This is a genomic window from Odoribacter sp. N15.MGS-14, assembly GCF_000980245.1.
Lineage (GTDB): Bacteria > Bacteroidota > Bacteroidia > Bacteroidales > Marinifilaceae > Odoribacter > Odoribacter splanchnicus.
Map to the genome: position 1 here is coordinate 32,145 of NZ_LARE01000021.1, position 10,911 is coordinate 43,055.

General features: G+C 46.2%; 9 protein-coding genes. 3 read left to right on the top strand and 6 right to left on the bottom strand.

The annotated features are described in order from the left end of the window. Positions 1 to 43: 43 nt before the first annotated feature. Positions 44 to 724, top strand: coding sequence for a 4'-phosphopantetheinyl transferase family protein (locus tag WS34_RS15475; protein WP_286693659.1), 681 nt, complete (start codon positions 44 to 46; stop codon positions 722 to 724). Positions 725 to 748: 24 nt separating this feature from the next. Here WS34_RS15475 and WS34_RS06695 read toward each other — a convergent pair whose 3' ends face one another. The 3 genes from WS34_RS06695 to WS34_RS06705 all read right to left on the bottom strand — a co-directional run bounded on the left by WS34_RS06695 (position 749) and on the right by WS34_RS06705 (position 4,813). Beyond that, complete coding sequence (locus WS34_RS06695) at positions 749 to 1,753, bottom strand: aspartate-semialdehyde dehydrogenase (RefSeq protein ID WP_046403879.1); 1,005 nt, start codon at positions 1,751 to 1,753, stop codon at positions 749 to 751. A gap of 168 nt (positions 1,754 to 1,921) precedes the next feature. Further along, a complete protein-coding gene (locus WS34_RS06700) occupies positions 1,922 to 3,640 on the bottom strand; it encodes a phosphoethanolamine transferase family protein (protein ID WP_046403881.1) in 1,719 nt (572 codons plus the stop codon). Between the two features lie 9 nt (positions 3,641 to 3,649). Continuing rightward, the gene (locus WS34_RS06705) at positions 3,650 to 4,813 is read right to left on the bottom strand and encodes a BamA/TamA family outer membrane protein (protein WP_046403882.1); all 1,164 of its coding nucleotides are present in this window, start codon (positions 4,811 to 4,813) and stop codon (positions 3,650 to 3,652) included. A gap of 135 nt (positions 4,814 to 4,948) precedes the next feature. On the opposite strand from WS34_RS06705, the gene WS34_RS06710 reads away from it, so the two are divergent. Continuing rightward, the gene (locus WS34_RS06710; RefSeq protein WP_046403884.1) at positions 4,949 to 5,467 is read left to right on the top strand and encodes a YtfJ family protein; all 519 of its coding nucleotides are present in this window, start codon (positions 4,949 to 4,951) and stop codon (positions 5,465 to 5,467) included. A gap of 59 nt (positions 5,468 to 5,526) precedes the next feature. On the opposite strand, the gene typA is transcribed toward WS34_RS06710, so the two are convergent. From typA to WS34_RS06725, 3 genes are all read right to left on the bottom strand, one after another. Further along, the gene (gene typA, locus WS34_RS06715; protein WP_046403886.1) at positions 5,527 to 7,350 is read right to left on the bottom strand and encodes a translational GTPase TypA; all 1,824 of its coding nucleotides are present in this window, start codon (positions 7,348 to 7,350) and stop codon (positions 5,527 to 5,529) included. A 105-nt stretch (positions 7,351 to 7,455) separates the two neighbouring features. Continuing rightward, the gene (locus tag WS34_RS06720) at positions 7,456 to 8,757 is read right to left on the bottom strand and encodes an NAD(P)/FAD-dependent oxidoreductase (protein ID WP_022160444.1); all 1,302 of its coding nucleotides are present in this window, start codon (positions 8,755 to 8,757) and stop codon (positions 7,456 to 7,458) included. Positions 8,758 to 8,864: 107 nt separating this feature from the next. After that, positions 8,865 to 9,860, bottom strand: a complete 996-nt coding sequence (locus tag WS34_RS06725; RefSeq protein WP_013613047.1) for a class II fructose-bisphosphate aldolase — start codon at positions 9,858 to 9,860, stop codon at positions 8,865 to 8,867. Between the two features lie 134 nt (positions 9,861 to 9,994). Between WS34_RS06725 and WS34_RS06730 the strand changes: the two genes are divergently transcribed. After that, a complete protein-coding gene (locus WS34_RS06730; protein WP_046403887.1) occupies positions 9,995 to 10,786 on the top strand; it encodes a pyrroline-5-carboxylate reductase family protein in 792 nt (263 codons plus the stop codon). Positions 10,787 to 10,911 lie beyond the last annotated feature (125 nt).

A 10,911-nucleotide genomic window follows, 5' to 3' on the forward strand; every position in this document is an offset into this window, starting at 1 on the left:
TCTCCAAGCTTATCGTATTTTTGTAATCTTTATTTCAACCGACATGCTTAAAATTTATTATTTACGGATTTCCGATTTTCAGCATCTCTCCGAAGATGAACTGTTTCCGTTAGTAGGTGAAGACACGGTCCGGAAAGTAACCGGATACAAAAATCCCGGAGTCAGGCGTACAAAATTATTGGGTGAGGGGATGATTCGGCGGTTATTGTTCCGTTTGTGGGGACTGCACAAAGAAGATTACCTCATCCGTATAGGTGAACATGGTAAACCATTGGTGGAGAGCCGGTTTTCGGTTTGGTATAATTTATCGCATTCCGGTGATTATATCGTGGCGGCTTTTTCGCATCTCGAAGTCGGAATCGATATCGAGCAAAAAAGGAAAGCCCGCATGGAAGTGGCCCGGCGTTTTTTCCATCCTGCAGAAATTCAGTGCCTGCAAAATCTTGCCGGAGATGCGCAGGATGAACTGTTTTTCCGTTATTGGTCCGTGAAAGAAAGTTTTTTAAAATACATCGGTAGCGGCTTATCCTCCCCCTTGTCCGGTTTCGAAGTCCGCTTCGACGATCATCGGCCCCGCATATTTCAGTCAGAAAACCTTCGAAATCTCTCTATCTCTGCCTGTCCGGTCGATCCCGCATACAAATGCTTCGTTTGTGCAGAGACTACCGAAGAACCCGGGATCTTTCCATTCCTCGTCCCGGATCTCTTCCTGCCGGATGAATAACCGTTGTTATTCGCTTCCTTCCGTTTAAAGTCCTTTTTTACACAGATATTCGGCAATCTGTACTGCATTCAGAGCGGCGCCTTTTTTGATTTGGTCGCCTACTAACCAGAAAGTCAATCCTTTTTCGTCCGCCAGGTCTTTGCGGATACGGCCTACATACACCGGATCTTTGCCTGATAAGAAAAGAGGCATCGGATAATCCTGTTCTGCCGGATTGTCTTGCAATACCAGACCTTCGGCACGGGAAAAAGCTTCCCGGACTTCCTCTACCGAGAGCGGGCGTTCTGTTTCGATCCAGATACTTTCCGAATGGGCCCGTAAGGCCGGTACTCTCACACAAGTAGAGCTTACCCGGATATCCGAATGCATGATTTTCCGTGTCTCGTTGAACATTTTCATTTCCTCTTTGGTATAGCCGTTATCCGTGAAAACGTCTACCTGAGGAATCAGGTTAAAAGCCAGTTGATAGGCGAATTTCTCCACCGTAGGTGTTTCCCCTGCCAGGATTTGCCGGTACTGATTATACAGTTCGTCCATAGCTGCTGCGCCTGCGCCGCTCGCTGCCTGATAGGTCGATACACGGGCCCGGGTGATGTGGCTCAATGGTTCGATGGCTTTTAAGGCAACCACCAGCAGGATAGTCGTACAGTTCGGATTCGCGATGATGCCACGGGGACGGTTGAGAGCATCTTCCGGGTTGACCTCCGGTACCACCAAAGGTACCTCTTCGTCCATTCTGAAAGCACTCGAATTATCGATCATTACAGCCCCGTATTTGGTGATCGTTTCGGCAAATTCTTTCGAAGTACCGCCTCCGGCCGAAACGAAAGCTATGTCGATGTCCTTAAAGTCGTCGTTGTGTTGTAAAAGTTTTACAGTCAGCGGCTGACCACGAAACAGGTATTGGGTGCCGGCGCTCCGTTTCGAACCGAATAACACCAACTCATCCATAGGAAAATTTCTTTCTTCCAATACGCGCAGAAACTCTTGTCCTACTGCTCCACTTGCCCCGACGATAGCTATTTTCATATTTTCAGGTTTTAAAAATGTATGATTATTGGATTGCAAAATTAATGTTTTGATGATCTCTAAAAAATATCCCGGTCGTTTTTTTCATCAAACATACTGTGTGTTTAATTTTAAACATCGGCTTTCCCGATAAACCTGTGTTTCCTCAGGGATTCCGGTTGTTAGAGTTTATCGGTGGTCCAGATGATTTTTTTCGATCATAGCTTTATCTTGCTTCTTCAAGCCCGAATTATACCAGAAAATAGGTTGATCGTGATCGGTCAGATACATCCTTCGCCGGGCTTTATAATCAGGGCTGATCAGTGAGTAACCGGTATTCAGTAATGGGGTCGTGATAGAGGCCATGTCCAGCATCGTGTGAAAAGCCACGATTGTAGATACCGGTTGTGTCTGGTTGGCGAGTGCCGTTGCATATCGTTCCGGGAATTCCTGCCGGTACTGATCGGAAAACCATAAGAATAGTGGTATGTGCAATTGATAATACGTCGGATGGGGCGAAGCATGCAGGAAGCGTTTCCGGTCGTCGTCCAACAAATCTTCCCCGTGGTCCGGGCTATAGTAAAGTGCTGTCGTATGATTCGTCGAATCCAGAATCTGGATCAGATGGTGCAGAAAATAGTCCGTATAACGGATGCTGTTGTCATATGCGTTGATCAGTTGTTGCCGGTTTTTCACCTCCACTTCTGTCGCTTCGTCCGGGGTAAAATGGGCGAACTCCCTCGGATAACGTTCAAAATAGTTGAAATGTGAACCATAGGTGTGCAACACAAAAAATAAGTTATCCGGTAATGAATCGATATAATGCTGCACCAACGGAAGCATGGCATCGTCGTAGTTATTGACGGTATAGATCCCTCCTGCCGATGCCGGGCGGATATTGTGGTGGAAATCCGCTTCTGCTGCAAAATAGTCGGTAAAAGTACGGTTAGGCGTCTGATTCGAGAGGAAAATCGTTTTGAACCCTGCTTCTTTAAAGGCTTCGACAATACTTTTTTGCCCATAGATGTCTTCGAAATGTTCGGCATTGGCGGCGGATAAAATCAGGGGAACACTTTTATGTGTAGCATTTGCCTGTGTAATGGCATCTTTATATAAAGCCAGGCCCTGAATCTGGGATAACAGGGGGTTCGTTTCCCGTTCATATCCCCAAAGGCTCCAGTTCACCGCCCGGCTGGCTTCTCCTACTACCAACACATAAATCTCTCTATCCGCCGATTTTACACTTTTATGGGCCTGGAAAGTGAAGCCTTTCGACGTGAGAGGATAAATCATACTCCGTTGCCATTTTTTCACGGCAAAACGAAGATTATAATAGATATTCACCGGGAATACGTCGTATTGCAATTTATAGCTTCCCGTATTCCTGTTCGTAGCCGTGAAGGTCAAACCGTACGAAACCAGCCCGATAATCAACCCGGTACAAGCCATCTTTTTCCGGAACACAGGCGTCAGATGCACCCTCTTTTTACAACCGATAGCTGCAATCACAATCGTAGGGATATAGATCACACAAACCAGGATGATCGCCGGCCACAGATTATTCAGCAATTCACTGGCTTCCGTCACGTTGGTCGTCGCCAGGTTCAGAAACATATCGACAGCGATCACCGATTCGCCGAACAGGTAGAATAAAACGATCTGAAAAGCATTGAAGATCAATTGCGGGATCAATATCAGCTGCATCAATCCGATATTTTTCAACCACGAGAATACAAAAAGATACATCCCCAACGGAAAAGTGACCAGGATCACCTTTCCCATAAAAGAATAAGGTTCTGTAAATACCAGCAAAATACAGGGAATCAGGTTGACGATAACGAAGAAACGGAATAACTGACGTGCATCGGTCAGAAAACGCCGGAATAACAGATTTATTTGATGTAACATAGTCATTGTTTAAAAAGCTTCGTCGATATTAAAATAAAAAGCACTTTGCCCTTTTCCGAATCCATAATCCAACCGGACATTTACCCGTTTCTTGAATTCCCACCGGTAGCCGATGCCGTAAGTAGGCAGCGTTTCCTTCCATTTGAAGTACTTGAATTTCGGAAACACATTTCCTGCACCTCCCCAAAGGGCGATTCCATGCCGGTTGTAGATATGTTGTCTTAGTTCTACCTGAGTTTGTATCAGGTCGTTGTCCCGGTATTGTCCTTCATAATAGCCTCTCATCTGATAAGAACCTCCCAATAGGGCGACCATACTCCAGGGGGTATTGCCATAATTGAATGTCCCCTGCAAATCGGATGCCAGAATGGCTCCTTTCCACAACTTATTGTATTGCCTGAAGAATACTTCTGTCCGTTTGAATTTGTTTCCCCAGAAATCCGGGAAAAAGAGCTGGTCGATTCTGGCATAAGTTCCCCGGTATGGATTAGGAAGAAAATCCCTCGAATCATAAGTCAGAAACAGACCGAATCCTTGTGTGGCGATATTTGCTTTTTCACCGTCCAGAAAACCGGGGTCTTTAAAATCTTTACCGTTGACATGCCTGAAAAGTCCCGTCACACCCAGATAGGTGTTGGGAAACAGACGGCGTGAGAAATCCACCCGGATTTGTTTCTCCAGGCGTTTGTAAGTCGTGTAATGATCCTTCTGATTTCCGTTTGTATAACCGATACCCCAGTATTTACTCGGAAAAGAAAAGAAGTAAAAATTGATCCCGAGCCTGTATTTGTCTTCTTTAAAAATGGTCGTCCCCCGGATGCCTAACAGATAAAAACCGGTGGTAGTTACGTCCCCGTAAAAAGAAATGTTGGAAGGCGGAAGGGTCAGATGCTCCCGGTCTACCCGGTACAGTCCCGAAGCTACCAGACCTAGTCCCAATTTGGTGTCGCTCGAAAAATGCGGTCCGCCGATAACCGAGAAATCGAATCGTTTGGTTTCTTTCTCCTGGTTTGCTTCTGTGAAATAGCGGTATACATTTTTATACATCCTTTTGAAAAAGGCAGGACGTGACTCCAGGCTATCCACAGATAATGTGTCTGTAGTTAGGGTATTTCCATGGCTTATCGAGTAAGACAAGAGGAAGAATAAGATGAGGAGTACGCATTTCTGCATGCTTTTCTTTTTATTGACTTTATTTTCAAATGTTTAATGCACTTTTTTTCGTCCTGTACAAACCATTTTCGTACAAACTGTAAAACATTTACGCAAGAATGATGCCAAGGTTCAATAAATGAAAATGAATTTGAGATGAAAAAGATTTTTATTCTATGTTTAGGAATAGGACTCCTCTTCTCGTACCAAGGGTTCGGACAAGTGGGAGAGCAGGTTGAGAATGTCGATATTCTGAATATGAATAACGATACGATTCCCTTACCTTTTCTGGGACAGAAAAATTTGCTGATATTCTATGCCGATCCGGCACGTCCCGGACAGAACAAAACCTTCCGCGATTATTTCAAGACTCATCCCATTACGGGTCCTGAAGTCGCTTCTTACGGAATTATCAATCTGGCTGCAGCTCCTTTACTTCCCAATTCCTTGATTTTGAGAAAGGCACGCAAAGAGACGGCCGGTACCGATGCCCAGCTATATGTCGATCCGAATAGCCTGCTGAGCAATGCCTGGCATTTACCTGGGGCAAACGACAATTTTACCGTGATTTTTGTCAATAAAGACCGGATAATCGAATTTTATAAGGCGGGCCAGCTTTCCGATCAGGAACAACGCCAGGTCATAGAATTGATCGATAAATACGGTGGGAAATAAAAATAGGTTTAGATAGGTGAGACAATCTAAACCTATTCTGATCTGGTATTCAGGTATTATTACTCTTCGACAGTCGAAATCCGCTTACTTTGGCGTTTCCGTTCTGTTTCGTCCAGGATAATTTTACGAAGACGCATCGCATGAGGGGTAACCTCTACGTATTCGTCCTCCTGGATATATTCCAGAGCTTCTTCCAGACTGAATTTAACCGGAGGTGCGATATTGACTTTATCGTCCGAACCACTGGCACGCATGTTCGTCAGTTTCTTAGACTTACAAACGTTGATCACGATATCGTCGGGACGGGTACTTTCACCGATCACCTGGCCGGCATATACTGTTTCGCCCGGTTCGATAAAGAATTTCCCTCTATCCTGCAATTTGTTGATAGCATAAGCAAAAGTATCTCCCGTTTCCATAGCGATCAACGAACCGTTGATTCGCATTTCGATCTCTCCTTTATAAGGTTCGAATCCTTTCAGACGGTGTGCGATGATGGCTTCTCCTGCCGAAGCCGTCAGCAAATTGCTACGCAAACCGATGATTCCGCGTGAAGGAATGTCGAAATCCAGGTGAACACGGTCGTCGCGGGTTTCCATATTGTTGAGGACTCCTTTTCGCTTCGTAACCATTTCGATGGCTTTCCCCGAAAATTCTTCCGGGATATCGATCGTCAGTTCTTCTATCGGTTCGCATTTCTGACCGTCGATTTCTTTAATGATTACCTTCGGCTGTCCCACCTGAAGCTCATAGCCTTCCCGCCGCATCGTTTCGATCAAAACACTCAAATGCAATACACCACGGCCGTAAACGATGAATGAATCCGCGCTTAATCCCGGTTCTACCCGCAGGGCCAGGTTCTTTTCCAGCTCTCTGTCCAGCCGTTCCTTGATGTGGCGTGAAGTGACGTATTTACCGTCTTTACCGAAGAAGGGCGAGTTATTGATCGTAAACAACATACTCATCGTCGGCTCGTCGATAGCGATCGGGGTCAGGGCTTCCGGATTTTCAAAATCGGCGATAGTATCTCCGATCTCAAATCCTTCGATACCTACGATAGCACATATTTCTCCGGCCTCTACTTCCTCTACCTTTTGTTTTTCCAGTCCCTCGAACAACATCAAATCTTTGATCCGGCTTTTGATCTGTGTCACCCCGTCTCGTTTGCAAAGGGTGACCGGCATACCGGATTTCAGTTTTCCCCGGGTCAGTTTACCGATAGCGATCCGCCCGATATAAGAGGAATATTCCAATGAAGTGATCATCATCTGAGGAGTTCCTTCGGTTGCTTCGGGTTCGGGGATATCTTCGATGATTGCGTCCAAAAGGGCGGTAATATCTTCTGTTTTGTTTTTCCAGTCCGTCGACATCCAGCCTTGTTTGGCACTTCCGTAAATCGTTTTAAAATCCAGTTGTTCTTCACTGGCTCCCAGTGAGAACATCAGATCGAAGACCTCTTCCTGCACTTCGTCCGGTCGGCAGTTCGGCTTATCCACCTTATTTACCACCACGATAGCTTTCTTGCCTAATCCCAACGCTTTCTGCAATACAAAGCGGGTTTGGGGCATCGTGCCCTCGAAAGCATCCACCAGTAACAATACGCCGTCGGCCATGTTCAATACACGTTCCACCTCTCCGCCGAAATCCGAGTGGCCCGGAGTGTCTATAATGTTTATCTTATAGTCTTTATAATGAACAGAAACGTTTTTTGCCAGGATAGTAATTCCCCGTTCACGTTCTTGATCATTATTATCCAGAATTAAATCTCCACTTTGTTTTTCGTTTTCTCTGAATTGTTTGCCCTGCAAAATCATTTTATCCACGAGGGTTGTTTTTCCGTGGTCGACGTGCGCAATAATGGCAATGTTTCTTAATTTCCGCATTTGTGTATCTATAATTTTAGGGGGACAAAAATACAATAAATTATTGACAATGAAAATAGTGGAGGTGAAAATGCGGATAAATCGTTGAAAACGTGTGAGAATACGTTACGAAGACGAATCTGTGTCATCGGGCGGAGTTCGTTTTGTCTTAAAGATCAGCCGGATTGCCTGATCGTAGGTCAGATAATTCCAAAACCAGTTGAGTAGGATTTCCAGTCGGTTACGGACACCCAGGATCGAGCGCAGATGGACAGCCATCCAGAGAAACCAGGCGACGAATCCCTGGGTTTTCAGATGAGGGAGGTCGGCTACGGCCTTATTGCGTCCGACGGTTGCCAGAGTACCTTTATCACGATAATGGAAAGGTAGTGGCGGTTGATGATGTTCGAGCAGGCACAGGTTGCGGGCCAGTAATTTTCCCTGCTGTAAAGCTACCTGGGCTACTTGTGGATGGCCGTTGGGATAAGCGGGTTCGTTTTGCTGTGCAATGTCCCCGATAGCGAAGATATTGGATTGATTTTTCACCCGGCAAAATTCGTCTGTCAGTATTCTGCCCCCTTTGCCGGTCACCGCTTCGGGAATACCTTCGAACAGGCGGGCTGTAACCCCGCTTACCCAGATCACTGTTTCGGTCGGAATACTTTCGCCGTTAGCCAGTACAATGGCCCCGTCCCGGTAATCCGTTACCCGCGTATCCAGTAAGAGTTTAACCCCCATCCGGCTGAGGAAACCGCCCGCCTTTTCGGATGCTTCGGGCGACATGTTGCCTAATACCTTCGAAGTCCCTTCGACGAGGTAAATGTGGAGTGTGGCAGAAGTGAGGTCGGGATAATCTTTTTGCAATACATAGCGTTTCATTTCGGCTAGTGCTCCCGAAATCTCTACTCCGGTAGCCCCTCCTCCTACTACCACCAGATTGAGCAACCGTTGCCGTTTCGTGGCATCGTCTGCGGTCAGGGCTTCTTCGAATTTCGTCAGAATATGGTTCCTCAATGCCATGGCCTCGGTGACGCTTTTCATCGGTAAGGCATGAGCCTGTATATTTTGCATCCCGTAGTAGTTGGTAGTCGTACCTGCTGCAATGACCAGATAGTCATAACCGAGGCTACCGATCGTCGTTTCGATCTGATTTTCCCGGGGAACGATCCGGGTGACCCGGGCCATGCGGAAATGAAAATCCGGTATATGCCGGAAATCTTTTCGGAAAGGAAAAGCAATAGAGCCGGGGTTCAGGCCGGCTGTCGCCACCTGATAGAGCAGAGGCTGGAATTGGTGATAATTGTTCTGGTCGATCAATACAAGCTGAAACCCACTCCGACGCAGGCTGTCGATTAATTTCATGCCACCGAAACCTCCTCCGATGACAACTACACGTTTACGGGTTGTTGCAGGTATATTCAGGCTCATGGGTTATTCTTATTACATCCGTTGTATACGGACCGGGCCTGATATGGTTATGTCAGGGGCGGTAGAAAAGAAAAACACCGGCTCGGCGGCCGGTGTTTGATAGGCATTTATTTTACCGTATTGGCACTTCCCAGTACATCTGTCAGTTTGTGTTTATACAGTTCTCTCAGTGAGTCACGGGCCGGGCCCAGGTATTTCCGCGGGTCGAATTCGGCCGGTTTGGTAGCGAAAATTTCACGCACAGCAGCAGTCATCGCTAAACGGCCGTCGGAGTCGATGTTGATTTTACAAACAGCCGATTTAGCCGCTTCCCGTAACTGATCTTCCGGGATACCGATTGCGTCTTTCAGGGCACCGCCGTATTTGTTGATGATTGCCACTTTATCCTGAGGTACGGATGAAGATCCATGCAGTACGATAGGGAAACCCGGGATACGTTTTTCAATTTCCTTCAGAATATCGAAACGTAATGGAGGAGGAACCAATACGCCGTCGGCGTTCCGTGTACATTGTTCCGGTTTGAACTTATTCGCTCCGTGGGAAGTTCCGATAGAGATAGCCAGTGAGTCTACCCCTGTCTTTTTAACGAAATCTTCTACTTCTTCAGGACGGGTATAAGTGTGGTGTTCGGCAGACACTTCGTCTTCTACGCCAGCCAGTACACCGAGTTCTCCTTCTACGGTTACATCGAACTGATGAGCATATTCCACCACTTTTTTGGTCAGCGCTACGTTTTCATCATACGGAAGATGTGAGCCGTCGATCATGACTGAAGAAAAGCCCATGTCGATACAACTTTTGCAAAGCTCGAAGCTGTCACCGTGATCCAAATGTAAGGTAATCGGAATATTTAAACCCAGCTCTTTAGCATATTCTACAGCCCCTTGAGCCATATAACGAAGCAGGGTCTGGTTGGCATATTTACGAGCACCACTGGAAACCTGAAGGATTACCGGTGATTTACATTCGACAGCTGCCTGGATAATGGCCTGCATCTGTTCCATGTTGTTAAAGTTAAAGGCTGCAATTGCATATTTCCCTGCCATTGCATTTTTAAACATTTCTCTGGTATTCACCAGTCCTAAATCTTTGTAGTTGACCATAACTTATATATTAAAAATTGTATTTTGCTTCAAATGTAGAAAATTATCCACAAAGTATCAATCGGGTATTGAAAAGTTTTAACAAATAATCGTCGTACACGATAGCGGAAAATTATGGGAACGGATTCCTGATTATGAAAATTACGATTATCGGAGCCGGAAATATCGGCGGGGCTATTGCCCGGGGATTAGTAAGGGGAGGCGTGTTCAATGCTTCGGATATTACTTGTACGGATTTGATGCAGGCGAATCTCGACCGTTTATTATCGGCAGATGCTTGTTTTAACGTATCACAGGATAATCCGACGGCTGTTCAGGGAGCCGATTTAGTAGTTATCGCGGTAAAATCCTGGCGCGTGGAGGCTGTGATCGACGAGATCCGGGGTACACTCGATTATGAAAGGCAATCGGTCGTTTCCGTCGCTGCCGGGATTCCTTTCGAGCGGTTATTGCGTTATTTTACGAAAGATGCAGAGGTTCGGCCTGCCTTATTCCGGGTGATTCCGAATATCGCTATCGAGGTTTCCAGTAGTATGAACTTTGTCGCTTCCTGTAATGCCACTCCTGAACAAGAGAAAGTGGTGGTCGATATTTTCAATCAATTGGGAATGGCCATGTTGATCAAAGAGGAGTTGATGATGGCCGGAACAGCTTTGGCATCCAGTGGAATCGCTTTTGCCTTGAGGTACATCCGGGCGGCTAGTGAAGGCGGGGTTGAACTGGGTTTTTATCCCGATCAGGCCAAAGAGATCGTACTGAAAACGGTAAAAGGTGCCGTAGATTTACTGCTTACTCATGGCTCCAATCCCGAAACAGAAATCGATAAAGTTACCACCCCTGGAGGGATAACCATTCGTGGCCTCAATAAAATGGAAGAAGAGGGCTTTACCTCAGCCGTGATCAAAGGCCTCAAAGCCAGTAAATAAAAATTAAAGCTAAAGGTTATAGCGGGAAAAGATCAGCGTATCCGGAGGGCTCTGATTAGTGCTTTGCTGATCAGCGTATCTGCGATACTGATCAGTGGACCTTCGGTTCTGATAAACATTCCCTA